Origin of the sequence: Lacticaseibacillus zhaodongensis (assembly GCF_009687905.1) — a bacterium.
Classification (GTDB): Bacteria; Bacillota; Bacilli; order Lactobacillales; family Lactobacillaceae; genus Lacticaseibacillus; species Lacticaseibacillus zhaodongensis.
This window is the reverse complement of the sequence record NZ_BLBG01000015.1, coordinates 39,375-56,841: the sequence shown is the minus strand read 5'-3', so window position 1 is coordinate 56,841 and position 17,467 is coordinate 39,375. Positions and strand designations below refer to the sequence as shown.

General features: G+C 51.7%; 20 protein-coding genes. 11 read left to right on the top strand and 9 right to left on the bottom strand.

Annotated features, from left to right (window positions below; all coding sequences use genetic code 11):
- The first annotated feature begins 102 nt into the window (after positions 1-102).
- On the top strand, positions 103-261 hold the full coding sequence (locus GN107_RS09375) for a hypothetical protein (RefSeq protein ID WP_230678595.1): 159 nt from the start codon (positions 103-105) through the stop codon (positions 259-261).
- A gap of 4 nt (positions 262-265) precedes the next feature.
- A complete protein-coding gene (locus GN107_RS09370; protein WP_155287598.1) occupies positions 266-952 on the top strand; it encodes an ABC transporter ATP-binding protein in 687 nt (228 codons plus the stop codon).
- Between the two features lie 89 nt (positions 953-1,041).
- Here the strand turns inward: GN107_RS09370 and GN107_RS09365 are convergent, their stop codons facing one another.
- Positions 1,042-1,632 carry an NAD(P)H-dependent oxidoreductase gene (locus GN107_RS09365; RefSeq protein ID WP_155287597.1) on the bottom strand — a complete coding sequence of 197 codons (591 nt, stop codon included), beginning with the start codon at positions 1,630-1,632 and terminating at the stop codon, positions 1,042-1,044.
- Positions 1,633-1,701: 69 nt separating this feature from the next.
- On the bottom strand, positions 1,702-2,247 hold the full coding sequence (locus GN107_RS09360; RefSeq protein ID WP_155287596.1) for a Crp/Fnr family transcriptional regulator: 546 nt from the start codon (positions 2,245-2,247) through the stop codon (positions 1,702-1,704).
- A gap of 231 nt (positions 2,248-2,478) precedes the next feature.
- Between GN107_RS09360 and GN107_RS09355 the strand changes: the two genes are divergently transcribed.
- Both GN107_RS09355 and GN107_RS09350 read left to right on the top strand, forming a co-directional pair.
- Positions 2,479-2,925: a PTS sugar transporter subunit IIA gene (locus GN107_RS09355; protein WP_155287595.1), complete on the top strand. Its 447-nt coding sequence runs from the start codon at positions 2,479-2,481 to the stop codon at positions 2,923-2,925.
- Between the two features lie 187 nt (positions 2,926-3,112).
- On the top strand, positions 3,113-4,054 hold the full coding sequence (locus GN107_RS09350) for a LacI family DNA-binding transcriptional regulator (protein WP_155287594.1): 942 nt from the start codon (positions 3,113-3,115) through the stop codon (positions 4,052-4,054).
- Between the two features lie 48 nt (positions 4,055-4,102).
- Here the strand turns inward: GN107_RS09350 and GN107_RS09345 are convergent, their stop codons facing one another.
- The 4 genes from GN107_RS09345 to GN107_RS09330 all read right to left on the bottom strand — a co-directional run bounded on the left by GN107_RS09345 (position 4,103) and on the right by GN107_RS09330 (position 7,252).
- Positions 4,103-5,044 carry a hexose kinase gene (locus GN107_RS09345; protein WP_155287593.1) on the bottom strand — a complete coding sequence of 314 codons (942 nt, stop codon included), beginning with the start codon at positions 5,042-5,044 and terminating at the stop codon, positions 4,103-4,105.
- 331 nt (positions 5,045-5,375) lie between these two features.
- A complete protein-coding gene (gene lacB / locus GN107_RS09340; protein WP_155287592.1) occupies positions 5,376-5,951 on the bottom strand; it encodes a galactose-6-phosphate isomerase subunit LacB in 576 nt (191 codons plus the stop codon).
- Between the two features lie 72 nt (positions 5,952-6,023).
- Positions 6,024-6,452: a galactose-6-phosphate isomerase subunit LacA gene (gene lacA / locus GN107_RS09335; RefSeq protein ID WP_155287591.1), complete on the bottom strand. Its 429-nt coding sequence runs from the start codon at positions 6,450-6,452 to the stop codon at positions 6,024-6,026.
- Positions 6,453-6,481: 29 nt separating this feature from the next.
- Complete coding sequence (locus tag GN107_RS09330; protein ID WP_155288060.1) at positions 6,482-7,252, bottom strand: DeoR/GlpR family DNA-binding transcription regulator; 771 nt, start codon at positions 7,250-7,252, stop codon at positions 6,482-6,484.
- Between the two features lie 224 nt (positions 7,253-7,476).
- On the opposite strand from GN107_RS09330, the gene GN107_RS09325 reads away from it, so the two are divergent.
- The 6 genes from GN107_RS09325 to GN107_RS09300 all read left to right on the top strand — a co-directional run bounded on the left by GN107_RS09325 (position 7,477) and on the right by GN107_RS09300 (position 12,911).
- Entirely contained in the window at positions 7,477-7,974 is a 498-nt protein-coding gene (locus tag GN107_RS09325) for a PTS sugar transporter subunit IIA (protein ID WP_155287589.1), read from the top strand.
- A gap of 22 nt (positions 7,975-7,996) precedes the next feature.
- Positions 7,997-8,305, top strand: a complete 309-nt coding sequence (locus GN107_RS09320) for a PTS sugar transporter subunit IIB (protein ID WP_196246309.1) — start codon at positions 7,997-7,999, stop codon at positions 8,303-8,305.
- Between the two features lie 144 nt (positions 8,306-8,449).
- Positions 8,450-9,904: a PTS transporter subunit IIC gene (locus tag GN107_RS09315; protein ID WP_155287587.1), complete on the top strand. Its 1,455-nt coding sequence runs from the start codon at positions 8,450-8,452 to the stop codon at positions 9,902-9,904.
- A gap of 250 nt (positions 9,905-10,154) precedes the next feature.
- Complete coding sequence (sstT, locus tag GN107_RS09310) at positions 10,155-11,459, top strand: serine/threonine transporter SstT (protein WP_155287586.1); 1,305 nt, start codon at positions 10,155-10,157, stop codon at positions 11,457-11,459.
- Between the two features lie 379 nt (positions 11,460-11,838).
- Positions 11,839-12,474, top strand: coding sequence for an NAD(P)H-binding protein (locus tag GN107_RS09305; protein ID WP_155287585.1), 636 nt, complete (start codon positions 11,839-11,841; stop codon positions 12,472-12,474).
- Complete coding sequence (locus GN107_RS09300) at positions 12,474-12,911, top strand: MarR family winged helix-turn-helix transcriptional regulator (protein WP_155287584.1); 438 nt, start codon at positions 12,474-12,476, stop codon at positions 12,909-12,911. Before GN107_RS09305 ends, GN107_RS09300 begins: the two co-directional genes overlap by 1 nt.
- A 121-nt stretch (positions 12,912-13,032) precedes the next feature.
- On the opposite strand, the gene GN107_RS09295 is transcribed toward GN107_RS09300, so the two are convergent.
- Complete coding sequence (locus tag GN107_RS09295) at positions 13,033-13,443, bottom strand: hypothetical protein (protein WP_155287583.1); 411 nt, start codon at positions 13,441-13,443, stop codon at positions 13,033-13,035.
- A 277-nt stretch (positions 13,444-13,720) separates the two neighbouring features.
- Here GN107_RS09295 and GN107_RS09290 point away from each other — a divergent pair, with 277 nt between their 5' ends.
- Positions 13,721-15,073, top strand: a complete 1,353-nt coding sequence (locus tag GN107_RS09290; protein ID WP_155287582.1) for an amino acid permease — start codon at positions 13,721-13,723, stop codon at positions 15,071-15,073.
- A gap of 79 nt (positions 15,074-15,152) precedes the next feature.
- On the opposite strand, the gene GN107_RS09285 is transcribed toward GN107_RS09290, so the two are convergent.
- Together GN107_RS09285 and GN107_RS09280 are read right to left on the bottom strand one after the other, a co-directional pair.
- A complete protein-coding gene (locus GN107_RS09285) occupies positions 15,153-15,890 on the bottom strand; it encodes a DUF4811 domain-containing protein (protein WP_155287581.1) in 738 nt (245 codons plus the stop codon).
- On the bottom strand, positions 15,890-17,374 hold the full coding sequence (locus GN107_RS09280) for an MDR family MFS transporter (RefSeq protein ID WP_155287580.1): 1,485 nt from the start codon (positions 17,372-17,374) through the stop codon (positions 15,890-15,892). The genes GN107_RS09285 and GN107_RS09280 overlap by 1 nt, the downstream gene beginning before the upstream one ends.
- Positions 17,375-17,467 lie beyond the last annotated feature (93 nt).

Sequence of the window (17,467 nt, the reverse complement as noted above, 5' to 3'; positions counted from 1 at the left end):
AATAACAAAAAGACCTCCTATCATGGAGATCTTCCCGAATGATATATTTATTCTTCAACACCAGTTGGCACAGACCCTATTATTGCCGCACTGCTGACGGCGGTGACCGCACTGATCATCCCCGCGGCCGTACCGATGGCCTTCGCCATTCCGGCCCTGAGCGGCGTGGGTGTGGGCCTACTGCTAATGGCCCTGATTGGCAGTTTGATCCCAATCAAGTCTGTCCTCAGTATCGACCCAGTATCCGTCATTGGAGGTTAAACTCATGAACTCATTTGCATTGAAAAACGTCAATCACATTTATGGTAGCGGCAGCGCCCAGGTGCACGCGCTCCACGATGTCAATTTTGCGGCGGAAGCGGGCACACTCAGCCTCGTCATGGGTCCATCTGGCTCGGGTAAGAGCACCTTTCTTGCGATTGCTGGTGGCCTGCTCACCCCAACATCGGGCACCGTTGAAGTTAATGGTGTTAGCTACACCGAACGTTCTAAAAAGGACCGCGACGCCCTGCGCCTTGATTCCATTGGCTTCGTCCTGCAAAAGTACCACTTGTTGCCCTTCCTGACCGTTGCCGATCAGTTTGAACTCGTCGATCGGGTCAAGCCGCAGGGCAATCTGGATAAGGACGCGCTTAATGATGTGCTGACGACCCTCGGCATCAAAGACTTGCTGCACAAGTACCCCGACGAGCTGTCAGGTGGCCAGCAGCAGCGTGTTGCCATCGCCCGAGCGCTATACCCGAACCCAACGATCATCCTCGCCGACGAACCCACCTCCGCGCTGGACAGCCCGCGGGTGGCAGTGGTCGGTGGCCTGTTGAAGGACCTCGCCATCAAGCACAACAAGGCGGTCGTCGTCGTTACCCACGACACCCGGCTGATTGACGCGGCCGATCACCTTTACGAAATCAAGGACGGTTACCTGAGCAAAAAAGCAAATCCTAGTGCATAACAAAAATGACTCCCAGAGCTTTGCATCACAAAGCGGCTGGAAGTCATTTTTGGTATTGTCTAGATATGATTCAGATGTGGTGCTGATGCCTATGCTTTAGCGCCGACCCGTTTAGCCTCGTCTAGCCACCCGGCACGCCGCTGATCAGAGCTGCCCTTAACCATGTTGCAGCTCATCCAGCGAATGTTCTTCAGACCCATTTTGCGGAAGGTGCCGCGGACAAGTGCACGCTGGATCGCGTTACCGAACACCCAGCGGTACAGAGACTTCGGGGTGTTCATCGTGGTCATGATGGTCGTGGACTGCAGCTTGTCCAGTTTGGATGCCATCCCCTTGCCACCGTGCGTGTAATCAAAAGTTTCACCGGGGAAAACGACCTTGTCGATGAACCCCTTCATCATCGCTGGCATCAGTTCCCACCAGATTGGGAAAACCAAAATGAGGTGGTCGGCAGCCTTGACGCGGGCAATGTAGTCCTTAGCCTGCTCGTCCTGCGCCTTGTGCTTGAGGAACCCGATCAAATCTGCACTGTGCATGACGGGGTCGAAGTGATCCGCTTCAAGGTCAATGACGTCGACCGTGTTGCCAGCTGCCAGTGCGCCTTCTTTTGCTGCCATCATCAGTGCGTGGCAGAAACTACCTTCGTATGGGTGAGATGTAACGATTACTGTGTTTGTCATAATTAGCCTCCAAATTGTTGTTGATGAAGCTAGTATATGGGCCGCTATTAATCCGAGCATTAACAATTGTTAATTGGCGGCATCTTTTTTGACTCTTTTGCGAATTCGCGATAATGATACCGGCGTAATGCCGAGATATGAGGCTAATTCGTGCTGCGGGACCCGGGCAACTAATTCAGGATCGGTCTGTAGCAAAGTTTGATAACGCAACTCTGGGGAATCCTGAATTCGGTTAAGAAAATAGCCCGTGTAATCAATAAAACGCTGGCAGACATAATTTGTGAAGGCCGCCATCAACTCGGTATTGGTGGCGAGCGTTTGCCGCAATTTGCGCCCGTCGACAATTGTCACCGTTGTCGGCTCGATCGTTGTAATTGAAAACAAGCTGGGCCGCTCCAAGTAGAAGCTCTCAAAAGACGTCACCACTTGGTCTTCAAAGAAGAATTGGACGGTAATATCGCGGCCATCGTCGTTGTGCCACAAACGCACCCCACCCTTCTCTATGAAGAATGCTTCGTGAGCGGTATCACCCTCCAGCAATAAGTCTGCACCCGCCGGATAACTGCGCCGCTGCCCCGTAGCCTTGATTTGTTCATAGTAAGCTTCTAAGTCCATACCTAATCACCTCGCACGCCTATCTTAGCATGGCCAAAATACTGACTACCAAACTTTTTATAAATTATTTTGCGAAAAGCCTTGACCTGAAACGCGTTCGACAAAATACACTGTTCTTGTAGAGATGAAAGGGCTAACAAATCCGCGCGGGAACCCTCCATTCTTACAACTCAATGTCACTTGCTACGGCGGCATCATTTCGCTGTAGCGCACACAACAGGAGGAATTATCATGTTTGGACTTTTGAAGAAGAAGAATGTTGCCACCAATGTTGACCTCAGCAGCACCGACACCATCGAAGTGCTCAAGACACTGGCATCCCGCACGGCAAACAAGCTGAATCTGGACGCCCAGGAGCTGAAAAGTGGCCTGTTTGGGAGCACCGCAGCGGGCACCAACCAGATTGTCGCCGGCCGGGTTCTCATCACCCACACCACCTCCAGCGAAATCAAGGAAGCAACTGGAATGATTATTACCTTCAGCAAGTTCATCCCTTGGAACGACGATGCGTCTAACCGCGTTGATTACGCAGTCGTTCTAGTTATGCCCACTGCCGATGATAACGCTGATGCACTCACGCAAAAGGCCGCAGCCACCGTCAGTGCGCACCTGAATCAACTTGATGAGTGGCGCGACAGCTCTAGTGACCTAAACAAGCTGCTCCACGAAATCATTTGATGCGGTCAGTTCCATGCAAACCGTAAACAAGCAAAACGACCGCACTCTGGTTAAGCAAAATTAACACGCGCAGCGGTGAGCACAGCCCTCTGGTCGCCTCCAGAAGCATGCTCACCGCTGCGCGTGTTATTATGAGGGTAGGAATTTTGTCGACAATTAGCTAGCTAATTAAAAAGGAAGTGCCAGTATGACCAATATTCGGGACATCGCCCGTATCAGTGGCTTTTCCGTGTCCACCGTTTCCCGGGTCCTCAACCACAAAAACTATGTATCCACGCCCGTGCGGACCAAAATCCAAGCCGTCATCGATAAACTTGATTACGTTCCGAATGACGTCGCGCGGGACCTAAGTCGGGGCAAGACCATGACCATCGGTGCGGTGATGCTGAACATTGACCATCCCTACTATACCGACCTCAGTGCGGGCATCATGACCGCGGCGTTTGCTGCGGGTTACAACGTGATGCAGTTACCCTCAAATTACGACAACGACCAGGAGCGCGGCTACATGGAGCAGCTGCGGCGCAAGGCGTACGACGCGCTCATTTTCACCACCCATAACATCCCCATCGAGGAAATGCTGACCTATCGGCGTTACGGGCGCATCGTCGTTTGTCACGACCCGGGGGACATCGATATTGACGCCGCCTACAGCGAGCGCGGGCCGTCATATGAGCAGGCCTTCACGTGGATCAAGCGCCATGACTACCGCCGGATCGGCCTACTTTTGCCCCGCGACCCCGCCCTCAGCGCAACCGGCGCCGAGACCGTGCATGCTTACACCAAAGTGTTCGGTGAAAAGCCCAACGGCAGCTTAACGCGGCTCGGGACCATGACCTACGCGGATGGCTATTCCGCAGCCGAATACTACGTCAGCAATAACCTCAATCCCGATTTTATCTTCGCCAACGGGGACGACATCGCCACCGGTGTCGCCCAGTACTACAAGGATCGCGGCCTACCCGCACCCGGGCTCATGGGCCAAGACAAACAGTTATCGGGCCAACTGCTCGGCTTCCCAACGATTGACCACCACTACCGTGACGTTGGCGCCGCCGCCTTACGCTTGGCGACTGGGGCGGCATCAGGTCAAGTCGGTATTCACTCTGATTTTATTAGCCGAAGATAGTAAAAAAGTGTCTGGACGTGAATTGTCCAGACACTTTTTAGTTATAAATTACTGCTTTTCAACGGTTACCTTGGCAAAATACTCATCAAATTTGCTCTTGTCAACGTAACCGGTCTTAGCTTCCATCGTGTTCAGCATCCCGCAAGTCATCGCACTGCGGAGGGTATCCTCCGTGCTTTCGTGGCGGTCAGTGGCGTAGGCTAAACCAGCAAGGGTGGAGTCTCCGGAACCAACGGGGTTAACCACGTTGATCTTGGGAATCTTAGCCGCGTAGTAGTCTTCATCGTGCTTGGCAAACGCGCCTGCGGAACCGAGGGAGACAACGACCCAGCTGACTCCATCAAGAACAGGGTTAGCCAGCTGCTTGGCGAGCTGCGGCAGGTTCTTGCGGTCAACCGTTTCACCGATCAACGCGCCCAGTTCGGAATCATTTGGCTTGATCAGGTCTGGCTTTTCTGGGGCCTTTAGTGCTGCTTCAAGAGCCGCACCAGATGCGTCCAGGAACACTGGGACACCAGCCGCGTGCCCAAGCGCAACCATCTGGGCGTAAAAGTCAGTCGGCAAGCCGCCTGGCAAACTACCCGAAATGGTGACCAGGTCAACTTTTTGCAGTAACTGCTTGTAGTGATCCAGGAACTTGGCGGCATCAGCACTGCTGAGTGTTGGGCCCTTTTCCAGCACTTCAGTCTGCTTACCGTCATCGTGCAGGATTGCGATGCAGGACCGCGTTTCCCCATCGATCTGGGCAAAATCCCCGTCGATACCGTCCTTTTGCAAACGCGCGGACAGATACTGACCAAAGAAGCCTCCGAGGACCCCGGTTGCGAGGACGGGGTGCTGCAAGCAGTGAAGCACCCGCGCGACGTTCAGGCCCTTGCCACCAGCGGTTTTACGCACCGTGGTGACCCGGTTTACGTCGTCAATGGTCAGGTGTTCTAGTGGATACTGCACATCAATTGATGGGTTCATGGTTACTGCAAGAATTGTCATTAGTTAGCCTCCTAATAATTACGTTGCCGGATACGTGGCAACGACATGCCTCAGTATGTATGGGGCGGAGTGCTCCGTCCCGTAAAAAAAGCCAAGGACTTTTGATTATGTCCTTAGCCTTTTTCGTCATTGCTACCCGTGCCTGGGAATGGGCTGGACCCGGGGAAGATGGGCCTTGGGGGTGCAGTTAATGCGATAATCTGTTCATAGTCGAGCTGCGCGGGACTTAAGCTTCCGCTTAACACACTCTGGTCCAAATGCCTAAAACCCGGTATTTTGCCCAGAGTCCGTTAATGCTCAGCTTCAAACCGTCCCGCTCCGCTCTGTTTAATTAGTCGTGGTAAACTCCTTCAGCCCACTTCTTGTTTTCTTCGTCGAAGAAGTGTGGGTTGTCTTTCTGTTCTGGGTTTGGCTTTGCGATGTGGTCGATCTTGTCGATCAGCTTCTTGTTAGCGTCGCTTGGCTTATATGATGCGTTCAGGTATGCATCAACGATGTCAAATACGAAGTCCCGGCCAAGAACGATCCCACCAAAGCCAAGCACGTTAGCATTGAGTTCTTCACGTGCGTATACAGCCTGGGCAAGGTCACCGACCATAGCTGCGCGAATGCCAGTGTTCTTGTCGGCAGCGGTGGAAACACCGATACCAGTCCCGCAAAGGACGATCCCAAGGTCAGCGCGGCCATCCGCAACATCTTCAGCAACACGCTTGCCGTAGATTGGGTAGTGCGTCCGGGTGTTGTCGTGAGTACCTTCATCGATAACCTGGTAGCCTTCAGCCTTCAGGTGGTCAGATACCAGCATCTTCAGGGACGTAACGATGTGGTCGTTCCCCAAAGAGATGACGGTCTTCTTATCAATCTTTGGATCTACAAATTCTGGTTGTGGCATGTCATTTTCAAGCATTGATTGTTCCTCCAATTTAATAAAGCTAATTTTTCACGTTAACGTACAGCGTCAAATAATTGCGGCGTGCTTTTACAGCATCTTCTCGAGCATGTCGAGACGAACCACGTGCCGGCCACCAGCGTACTCGGTGTCGAGGTAGTGCTGAACAATGTTGTAAGCAAGCTTCTCACCCACGATACCTGCGCCGAGGGAAATTGCCTTGGCACCATTGTGCATCGCGGTCATGTGTGCGGTCCGCTCTTCGTTAACGTTCGCGGTAACCATGCCCTTGACCTTGTTGCTGGCCATGGCAGAACCAACGCCGTATTCGTCAAACATAACGGCCTTCTTGATGCCCTTGCTCAAAACTTCCTTGGTAACAGCAAGGGAAGATTCAACGAAGTCTTCAGCAGGCTCTTCAGTCACATCGATCACGTTGTAATTGTGATCCTGCAGGTACTTCTTGACCTTTTCCTTTAGTTCAAAACCGTTTTTGTCTGAGCCAATAACAACATCCATGATTTGTATCTCCTTTATATATAGGTAATTTAGTTAACAGAAGTTATGACGTGCGTTAATTTCCCGTAGTCGCTGAGTTGGTCGTCCTCAATGCCCTCATCAGTCACGAGGCCATCAACATCTGCCAGGTTGTAGAACCCGTAGAAGTCTTCAGTGTCGAGCTTGGTGTGGTCGGCAAGGATGTACCGATGCCGGGCGTTGTTAAGCGCGAGGCGCTGGATTTGACCCTCATCAGCGTTAGCATTGCTGACGGTGCTGTCGCAGACGCCGTTCGCAGACACGAATGCTTTGGTCATGCGCAGCTTATCTAGCGTTTCGATAGCAAGGTTACCAATGAACGCACCACTACGTTCCCGGTAAGTCCCACCGACGAAGCATAGTTCGTAACGGTCGGCCTTACTTTTGAAGCTTTCAAACACTGGCAGACTGTTTGTCACCAATCTTAGTTCGGATTGAGTCAAATAGTCGGCGATGAACTCGTTGGTCGTACCAGGACCGATAAAAATCGTGTCACCGGGGTCAACTAAGCTAGCAGCGATTGCCGCGATCTGCCGCTTCTCGTCAACGTGCAAATCCCGCTTTTCGAGACGCGACAGCTCTTGGTCTTGGTTCTGCGCCAGGCGCGGGCTTTGCGCTCCGCCATGGACGCGGATCACCGCGTTCTTTTCTGCCAGCTCCGCCAAATCACGCCGAACTGTCATAGTAGAAACGTTTAGTTCCGCCCCAATTTCGTTGACGGTAATAATTCCCTTACGATCAACTAAGTTCCTTATTGTTAGGAGTCTCTGTCGTTTAAGCACCTTTTGCATCACCTCCACGGTTCGCTTTTGTTCTGTTTTGTTCACTTACTTGGTACGACAATAAAGTACCACCTCATGTAAGCCCTGTCAACTCGTATTATGGGGAAAACGAAAACGTTTTAAAAAAATGTCCTAATGGAGTTGACGCGTGGAAGCGCTTGTATATAATTAAAGCTGTAGTCCGGTGAACACAAACGAACAAAAATTAACGGAGGTGATGCCGTATGCCCGACACAGCAAGCAAAACGCTCTTTGATCCAACAGCGGTGTTCGTAACTGAACAGACAACACAGGAAGCCATCTTTAAAGAAGTTTCCGATAAGCTGCTCGAAAAACAATATGTAAAGCCTGAATTCCTGGTCAACCTCTCCGAACGTGAGAAGAACTACCCGACCGGAATTGATATGTCGGTTGTAAATCCAGATTACCCGAACGTGGCGATCCCACACACCGAAGGCAACTTCGTCAATGTGCGTCTCATTGTTCCTATTAAACTGGTTACCCCAGTTGATTTTGGCAACATGATTGAACCTGCTGACAAGTTCAAGGTTTCATTCCTGTTCATGATTTTGAACAATGACCCTGACGGCCAGGCAAACGTTCTTTCCGAGATTATGGGTTTCTTGACCACCACTCCCGCTGAAGACCTAGAACACTTCTTCAACGAGACCAACCGCGCGGCCATCTACTCGTTCCTCAACACTTACTTTAATCAGGAGTAAATAAAACCTTAGGAGGTTAATTATTATGATCAAAATTATTGCTGCATGTGGTGCCGGTGTTAACTCCAGTCACCAAATCAAGGACGCTTTGGAAAAGGAAATGAAGAAGCGTGGCTACGATGTTCACTGTGATGCCGTTATGATTAAGGACCTGAACGAAGGCCTGCTTGATGGCTACGACATCTACGCAGAAATCGCTAAGACTGACATGTCCTTCACACCTAAGATTCCAGTCGTTGACGCAGGTGCTATCCTCTACCGGATGCCAGCTATGGCAAAGCCTGTTTACGACAAGGTTGAAGCTATCATCAAAAAGGAAGGCTTGAAGTAACCTTCAGCTTTCAATGTGACGAGGCGGCTGCTGCGGCCGCCAGAAATTATCTTTGGTTCCAAGCTTTTTAAAATTTTTAGTTTCAATTCATTCATTGTTTGTTGTTGTTGCAATTGTTTATCTCTCTAAGGGGTGAAAAAGTATATGTTACAAGCTATAATTCATTGGTCAAACGTAATCTTTAACCCAATCATCAAGCTGGGTGCTGCACCTATCATGTTGATTGTCTTAACATTGATTGCTTGGGCCGTCGGGGTTAACTTCTTCCACGCTCTAGAAGGTGGTATCAAGTTAGGGATTGCGCTGACCGCGATCTCAAGTATCATTGGACTTTTGACCGGTGCTTTCCAGCCGGCCGTTGAAGCCTTCGTTAAGTCAACCGGGTTGCACCTAGGAACCACTGACTTAGGTTGGGCACCACTGGCAACCATTACTTGGGGGTCGCCATACACGCTGTTCTTCCTATTGATTCTGGTTATTGTTAACATCGCCATGCTGGTAATGCACCTCACCGACACACTCGATGTTGATATCTTCGATGTATGGCACATGTCCTTCACCGGTTTGCTGGCTATCTACTTCGGTGCTAACCTGCTCACCGGTACTCTGTTCGTTGTCTTCATTGGTATCATGAAGATTTTCAACTCAGACCTCATGAAGCCTACGTTCAACGACCTGCTGGACAACTGGGACAACCCAATGACCACCACTCACTTGAACTACATGATGAACCCATTGATCATGGTGTTTAACAAGATCTTTGATGTTGTGTTCCCATGGCTCGACAAGTACGACTTTGATGCTGCCAAGCTGAACGAAAAGATTGGCTTCTGGGGCAGCCGTTACGCCATTGGTATTTACCTTGGTATCTTCATCGGCATCCTCGGTCACCAACCAGTTGGTACTATCTTCACACTTGCATTTACAGCTGCAACCTGCCTGGAACTCTTCAGTATCATCGGTTCTTGGTTCATTGCTTCTGTTGAACCTCTTTCACAAGGTATTACTGATTTTGCTACCAAGCACCTTAACGGTCGTGTATTCAACATCGGACTTGACTGGCCATTCATGGCTGGCCGTGCCGAAATCTGGGCCGCTGCTAACGTTCTAGCACCAATCATGCTGGCTGAAGCACTTATTCTTCCTGGTAACTCAATCCTCCCACTCGGTGGTATCATCGGGATGGGTGTTACACCTGCTCTGCTGATCGTAACTCGTGGTCGTCTGATTCGGATGATCGTCATTGGTGCTCTCGAACTTCCTCTGTTCCTCTGGGCTGGTTCTCTGTCCGCACCATTCGTTACGACTACTGCTAAGAAGATTGCTCCTAACATGCTCAAAGGTGTCGGCAGTCACGCGATGATTTCTTCCTCAACTAAGGAAGGTCCTATCGAACAGTTCCTGGCTTACCTTCTTGGTAAAGGTCAGGGTGGGGACATGAAGATGTTGATGTTCTTCTTCCTCGCAATGGTTGCATACGTTGCCCTGTTCATGTGGTACCGTCACGAAATGCTCAAGCGGAACACCGAATACGCTAAGCAGGGACACAAGGTTAACCCTGATGTCATGCTCAAGAACAAGGCTGCTGCTGCTAAGTAGTCAGCTGAATTCATCCGGCTTTGCAGCCATCCACAGACGTGGATGGCTGTTTTTGTGTACTCTGAGCGCCCATTGATCACCCGCCCTCGCGTTTGCCCGCACCGCAAAACCCCCGCCACATCAACATGAAAACGTAATCATTCAGGAAATTATCAAAAGACTCTAGTCAAAAGCAAATTAATCTGCCATAATGGCTACATATTAAATACAAGTGTTCACGAAATGAAGACTACACTCTGGAGGGGATTTCATGTTTAAACGTTACACAAGCGTTTCGCTGATTTTGCGAATCGTCATTGGGATTGTGATTGGGGCAATTTTAGGGGTACTGGTTCCCTCTTGGACCGCAATTAATATTTTAGGTGACCTCTTCGTAGGGGCACTGCGGGCGATTGCACCACTGCTCGTATTCATGCTCATCCTATCCGCAATTTCTAAATATGAATCCGGCAGCAAGAACCACTTCGGGACCGTCGTGATCCTGTACATCACCGCTACCCTCGTCGCCGCACTCTCTGCGGTTGGGGCATCATATATTTTCAAAATCCACCTGCTCTTCCCGCAGGCAACACATATCGCCGAGAAGGCACCACAAGACCTCGGCTCTGTCGTCACCAACCTGCTGACGAAGGCCGTCAGCAACCCTGTAGCCGCCCTCGTTCAGGCTAACTACCTCACCATCCTCTTCTGGGGCCTCATCATCGGTTTCGGACTGCGGCACGCAAGTAAGGGCACCAAGCAAGTCATCGCCGACTTTTCCAAAACCATCGAGCACGCTGCGCAGTTCATCATTGAGTTTGCACCGTTCGGGATCATCGGCCTGCTGCACAACTCCATCGCAACGACCGGGTTTGCCGGCATCGCCCGTTACGGCCAGCTGGTCCTGCTCCTCGTCGGGACAATGGTCTTCACCTACCTCGTCGTTTACGCCGCAATGGTCGGCATCATGACGCGGCAGAACCCGTTCCCGTTAATTTTCTGGACCCTCAAAGTCTCCGGGATTCCCGCCTTCTTCACCCGCAGCTCCGCGGTTAACATCCCCGTTAACCTGCAGGCCTGCGCCGACCTTGGCCTGAACGAGAAATCTTACGCCGTCTCCATCGCCCTTGGGGGGACCGCCAACTCAGGTGGGGCCGCAATCACCGTCTCCATCATGACGCTCGCCGCAGCGAACACACTCGGCATTCACGTGTCATTCCCCCTGGCACTGATGCTATGCGTCCTGAGCGCCATCTCCGCCACCGGTTCGTCAGGTATCGCTGGGGGCTCACTGCTCCTCATTCCAATGTCCGCTAGCCTCTTCGGCATCAGCAACGAAATCGCGATGCAGGTCGTTGCAATTGGTTTCATCATCGGGGTCATCCAGGACTCCGTTGAAACGGCGGTTAACTCCGCCGCCGACCTGCTCTTCACCGCGACGGCTGAATACCACGATCTAATGAAGGACGGGCAAAAGGTGGACATCACCGCGGCGGTTCACGCTGCCGATGCGAAACGCAGCGACAGTGATGCCGACACGGTGAGCGCAAGCGTCAAATCTGCCATCTCCGATTAAGTGACACATAATACAACGAGAGTGGACCACAATGCGGTTAGCTCCTGAGCATTAGCGAAAATAAGGGCTATTCCCGAACTTTGGGAATGGCCCTTATTTGTGGCTAAGCGGAAGGAGCTGCATTGCGGGCCACGTTTACAGGCCGACTCCTCACCATAATTACGAACGGTCAGGAGTCGGCCGGCAGCGATGATCGACAGTTAATTCGAAGCCACTCATTGAGACCGGTACTCGTTTTTATGTACCTTCCGCATTTCCTCCTGCCTAAAAGTTAGTGAATTTTGATAAAACTGTATGCACACGCATATACTTGTGCTACACTCATAACATCACGGGGGCAAAATCCCCATTCAAAAGCAAAACTAAAGGAGATTCTAACATGAAAATCGGTATTATCGGCGCAACTGGTCACGTTGGCCAGGCAATCACCACTGAGGCATTAGACCGCGGCCATGAAGTCACCGCCATCGTCCGCAACGCGGGTAAAGCCACGGATATGTTCGGTGAGCAGACCAAAATCCTTGCTAAGGACGCCTTAGCCCTCACCAAGGATGATCTCACCGGCCTCGACGTGATCATTGATGCCTTCGCATCACAGGCCCCATATGAGCAGCTCGATCTGGCCACCCACCTGGTCAGCCTCTACCGTGCGGACCAGACCACCAAGCTCATGTTCGTTATCGGTTCATCAACCCTGCAAAAAGCTGACGGGACAACGCTCCTGTCCGACACCCTGAAGCGCTTTGCCGCTGAACCGTGGATTGCCTCGCCGATCCAGCAAGACCACGAGCTCCACTTCCTGCAGTGGGTCGACAACGTGGACTGGACCGCGGTCACGCCATCAACCGATTTTGTGGATGGCCCGAAGACTAGCTACAAAATTGGCGGCGACCAGGTCATGACGAATGCAGCCGGCAAGGCCGTTGTCACGATTGCCAACTACGCGGCAGCAATGCTCGCTGAGGTTGAGCAGCCAGCGCACAGTCAGCAGCGTTTCACCGTGGTGGATGCATAATGATCGATCAAAACGACAACACCATCACTAAGCAGTTAAACGTCGCCGCCCACATTGCTAGCCAGGTACTGGAGCACAGGCTAAAACCACTAGGGGTAAACCGGAGCCAGTTCTTCTTCATCCTGAAGCTGCACGATGACCCGGGTGTCACCCAAGACCAACTCGTCCGTGAAGACAGCCTGCACCAGAGCAACGTTAATCGCGAAATCGCACGCCTTGCGGAACTGGGCTTCGTTGACAAGCAGCAGTCTGATCAGGACAGACGGAAATACGTACTGCGCCTCACTCCAGCCGGCGAGGAACTATACCCCAAAATCAAGGCAGCTCTAGACGCCCAGGAAGACGCCCTCGCTCAGCGGCTGGCGGCGGCAGGCACTATCAGCCGTGCCGAACTGCTGGCGGCGCTGCGCCAAATTGCGTTAATGGACGAGCAATAACCCACTTCTGTCCACAAAAACAGGACCCTCCATTTTGGAGAGCCCTGTTTTTATGCTTAATAACAAAATATCAATAATAATTTCTCAAATTAACGCTCGATATTTAACGCATGACTGAATCTTACTTGATATCCACATGCTGCTTAACATCTGGGTTCAAGTTCTTGTTGATGAACTCTGGCTTAGCTTCAGCGACTGGTTTAGGTGCGGCCTTCTTCTTTTTAGCGGCTGACACCTTTGCAAGCTCAGCCCGCGCCTGGTCGGACTTGTAGCCGACCCGCGCAGCCAGATGCGCTCGCTTGAAGTTGTCGTCCAAGCTGAGCAGCCGGAACAGTGCAAGTGCGGCAACACTGAACTGAACAATGTTCATCGGAATGCTTGGGAATACCCACTCCAGAACGCTGGCAGCAATTACTGCAACGCTCCAGAAGATGTATGCCCGCCGCCGCACTAGCCGTTCATGTGGGCTCAGCTTCTTCTTTGCTGGCTCCTTAGTTTCAACTTTCGTTACCTCAGCTGTCTTAGCTGTCATTATCTTGGTCCTCCCTCATTCGCTAGTTGCGAACGCCTTCATCTATCTACATTTACCATTATAACGCAGAGGAAGCGCTAACAAAAGGGGCAAATAAACATTTTCGAACAAAATACGACGTTTGTAAGCGTTACTGCTTTTAACTGCGCATTTATCCGGCAATCATGCAGCTTGTGTAGTATCCGTGAACAAGTGTTGCAAAATAGTGACACATTCTGTTATCATTACCACTATTGTGGCTACGGCCAGACTATTTAGAAACGGACGGTGATTGCTAATGAAGCGCAAACTCAGCGCACGACACATGCAGATGATTGCTCTCGGGGGTACGATTGGGGTCGGCCTGTTCATGGGTGCCAACTCCACCATTAAGTGGACGGGACCATCAGTCCTGCTGGCTTACACCCTCGCCGGGGTATTCCTCTACCTAATCATGCGTGCGTTGGGCGAGATGCTTTACGTCGATCCCGACACCGGCTCCTTCGCCAAGTTTGCCAGTGAGTACATGCACCCCGTGTTCGGCTACCTCACCGCCTGGAGTAACATCTTCCAGTTCGTGGTGGTCGGTATGTCGGAAATGATTGCGATCGGCCAATATTTTGATTACTGGTGGCCGCAATTACCCGGCTGGATCCCGGGCCTGGTGGCGATTATCACGCTAGTGCTCGCCAACCTAATCTCCGTGCGCATGTTCGGCGAGCTCGAGTTCTGGTTTGCACTCATTAAGGTCGTCACCATCGTCATGATGATCATCGCCGGCTTCGGCCTGATCCTATTCGGCATTGGTAACGGCGGCCACCCCATCGGCTTGAGCAACCTCTGGAGTCATGGCGGCTTCTTCGCCCACGGAGCAAAAGGGTTCCTCTTCGCGCTATCAATCGTGCTTGGCTCCTATCAGGGTGTTGAACTTCTCGGCATTACGGCTGGCGAGGCGGAGAACCCGCGGCCAACCATCGTTAAGGCCGTCAAAAGTACCGTCGGCCGGATTCTGATTTTCTACGTTGGCGCCATCTTCGTCATCGTCACCGTCTACCCATGGAACCAGCTCAGCAGCTTAGGCTCCCCATTCGTGCAGACTTTTGCCCGCATCGGGATCACCTTCGCGGCCAGCCTGGTCAACTTCGTGGTCATCACCGCCGCCTTGTCTGGCGCTAACTCCGGGATCTACTCAGCCAGCCGCATGCTCTACACCTTAGCGGATGGCAAGCAGCTGCCCAAGATGTTTACCAAGCTGAACCGTCACGGGGTGCCCTTCTACCCGGTCGTTTCCGTTGGGCTGGGGATCGTGCTGGGCGTACTGCTCAACGCCATTTTGCCCATTGTCGCACCTAGCATCGGCAACATCTTCGTGCTCGTTTACAGCTCCAGTGTGCTGCCCGGCATGGTGCCGTGGGTCGTTATTCTAATTAGCGAGACGCGCTTCCGCAAGGTCCACGCAGACAAGATGGCCGACCACCCCTTCAAAATGCCCTTCGCACCCTATAGTAACTACCTCACGCTGGCCTTCTTGGCATTGACCTTATTCTTCATGGTGCTGAACCCAGAGACCAGAATCTCGTTGCTCGTCGGCGTCATTTATGAAGCCTTGATGACGCTGCTATATTTCCGGCGGCAGCGTAAACACGGGTGATATTTCCCGGGCAATAATCAAGTCCACAAAAACAGGTCCTCGTCAGCAAAGACGGGGACCTGTTTGCGTAGCCTAGATATTACTTAACGCTACTCTTTACTTCTTTGATAGCCTGCTGAATCACCTGCTGCTGGATCTTGGCGGTTGCTTGTTTCTCAACTGCCTGCATCTGGGCTGGAGTCATCTGCGGGTTCTTCTGGCGGGCAGCCATGACTGCCTGCTGAATGGCCGCACCCATCTGCTTCTTTTGCGCAGCGGATGGGTTCTTCATGCCGGACAACTTCTTACCGAGGGCCTTAGCCTGGGTAGTGCTTAACTGCACCCAAGTCTTTGGCACCTTGATGGTATTGGTCTGGCGCACAAGTTTGCCATTGTTCTGGTTGGAGAAGAGTGACTTGTAGAAGCCAGACTTGTACCGCCAAACAACGCGCTTGCTGGTGATTGTGGCGGTGTCGCGGCTAGTTGTCTGCACCTGGTTGTGGACATCGTAATCAGCTTTGGTGTGGGTCGCTTTGGCCTTTGACTTATCACTGGTCTTGTAGATGTAAACCTGGTGCTTACCACTAGTACCGATGTCCTGTTTCAAGAGCATTGGCAACTGCTTATTAGGCGAAGCACTGTAGATGACCTGTTCAGAGGTCTCGGTCCGCTTTTCCATGCCAAAGTGGTGCGCATAATTACCGTAAAGCACAGCCAAGGAACCGAGGAAGCAGATGCCAAAAATTACCCAGAGGGTGGTGCGCAGCGCGCCCGGCTTCATCATGATGAAGGCCAAGTAGAACGCCAGCAAGGTAATAATTACTAGAGCAATAATCATTATGCCGCCTCCTTAACTTTTGCCTGGTTCTTGATGTCCTTGGAGCTGGATTTCTCCGAGTTCAGGAAGAAGGTCAAAATCCAGCCGACGAAGGAAATCCCCACGCCGATCCAGAACGCTGCCTGGTAACCGCTCATAGTTGCGCTGAAGAACTGGTGCTTGTATGCCAGTGGGTCAGTCTTGAGCAGGTGCTTAACTGGTGAATTGTTGCTAGTGACATCAGACAGGACGGAGACCATGATCGCGGTCGTCATTGACGAAGCGACTTGCCGCAGGGTGTTGTTGACGGCGGTCCCGTGGCTGATCAGGTTAGTTGGCAGTGAGTTCATCGCGTTGGTCGTCAGTGGCATGGTAACCATTGAGATCCCGAACATCCGCACTGCGTAAATCATGGTAATGAACATAATTGGTGTTGTCGCGTTAATGAACGCAAGCATCACGGTTCCGGCGGTGAGCAGGAACATCCCGAGCTGGGCGAGCCGCTTAGCACCGATCCGGTCAAAGACGTTACCAGTAATTGGACTCATTACAGCCATCATGATTGCACCAGGCAAAAGTGTCAGGCCTGACTGCAACGCGGACCGGCCGTGAATGATCTGCAGGTACATTGGCAGAACCATTTCGACCCCAACCATTGCCATCATGGCGATGGAAGAAAGAATGGAAGAGATGGTGAAGATTTTGCTCTTGAAAACCCGTAGTTCCAAGAACGGCGTCTCGAGGTGCAGCTGACGCACCCCAAAGATCACGATGAAGATAAGTCCAACGGCCATGGAACCAAGCACAACTGGGTCGAGCCAGCCCTTTGAACTAACTTCAGAGAAGCCATACAGGAGTGCCCCAAACCCGATTGATGATTCAACCAGTGACCAGAAGTCGAGCTTCGGGTTGTTGTTTGGCAGGATATCCTTCATAAAAATGAAGGCCAGAACCAGTACGACCACAATGATCGGCAGCAACATGCCGAACAGGGTCCGCCAGCTGTAGTTATCAAGCACCCAACCGGAAAGGGTCGGGCCGATCGCTGGTGCAACCCCAATGGCAATCCCGGAGATCCCCATGGCGGCCCCCCGTTTTTCAGGTGGGAACATGCCGAGCATAACGTTTTGCAGTAGTGGCATCGTAATCCCGACCCCGACCGCTTGGATCAAACGGCCAGCGAGCAGCGTGCCAAAATTACCGGCGACGTATGCTACTAGAGTCCCAATTCCGAAAGTAGTCATCGCGCCGATGTACAACCATTTAGTTGGAATCTTGGCGGTCAGGTATGCGGAAACTGGAATCATCACCCCGTTGACCAGCATGAACCCGGTGGTCAGCCACTGAACGGTCCCAGCACTGATGTTAAAAGCCTTCATCAACGTTGGGAACGCCGTGGACAGGATGGTTTGGTTAAGCACGGTCATGAAGACCCCGATGATCATGGTGATCATGAGCATGATCGCGTTAACTTTTTTGCCGTGAATATCACGAACATTTTGCATTTTTGTCGCCCCTAATCTATATAATGTTACAGAATACCTTTATCACGTTTTGTGATATTGACAATAGAAAACATTACAACTATATTATTAATT